The organism is Azospirillum oleiclasticum (assembly GCF_013423485.1).
GTDB classification, from domain to species: Bacteria; Pseudomonadota; Alphaproteobacteria; order Azospirillales; family Azospirillaceae; genus Azospirillum; species Azospirillum oleiclasticum.
Genome location: NZ_JABFFR010000108.1, coordinates 1 through 848, shown reverse-complemented (window position 1 = coordinate 848; position 848 = coordinate 1). Strand labels below are relative to the sequence as shown.

Sequence of the window (848 nt, the reverse complement as noted above, 5' to 3'; positions counted from 1 at the left end):
CCGGCACCGACGGTGCGACCACCCTCGCGGATGGCGAAGCGCAGGCCCTCGTCCATGGCGATCGGGGCGATCAGGTGCACGGTCACCGACACGTTGTCGCCCGGCATCACCATCTCCGTGCCTTCCGGCAGCAGGACCTGACCGGTCACGTCGGTGGTGCGGAAGTAGAACTGCGGACGGTAGTTGGTGAAGAACGGCGTGTGGCGGCCGCCCTCCTCCTTCGTCAGGATGTAGGCCTCGGCGGTGAACTTGGTGTGCGGGGTGATGGTGCCCGGCTTCGCCAGAACCTGACCGCGCTCCACGTCCTCGCGCTTGGTGCCGCGCAGCAGCGCGCCGATGTTGTCGCCCGCCTCGCCCTGGTCGAGCAGCTTGCGGAACATCTCCACACCCGTCACGGTCGTCTTCACCGTCGCCTTCAGGCCGACGATCTCGACTTCCTCACCCACCTTCACGATGCCACGCTCGACGCGGCCGGTCACCACCGTGCCGCGGCCCGAGATCGAGAACACGTCCTCGATCGGCATCAGGAACGGACGGTCCTTCGGACGCTCCGGCTGCGGGATGTACTCGTCCACCGCCGCCATCAGCTTCAGGATCGCTTCCTTGCCCAGCGCCGGCTCGCGGTCCTCCAGCGCGCACAGCGCCGACCCACGGATCACCGGGATGTCGTCGCCGGGGAACTGGTAGCTCGACAGAAGCTCGCGGACCTCGAGCTCCACCAGCTCCACCAGTTCCTCGTCGGCCATGTCCATCTTGTTCAGGAACACCACCAGCGCCGGAACGCCCACCTGACGGGCCAGCAGGATGTGCTCGCGCGTCTGCGGCATCGGGCCGTCCGCCGCCGACAC

The 848-nt window shown here is 67.9% G+C and carries 1 protein-coding gene; it reads right to left on the bottom strand.

The features are described from left to right. Window positions 1-848 (bottom strand): elongation factor Tu (locus tag HL658_RS36475; protein ID WP_180287754.1); only part of this gene is annotated, 848 nt, incomplete at both ends.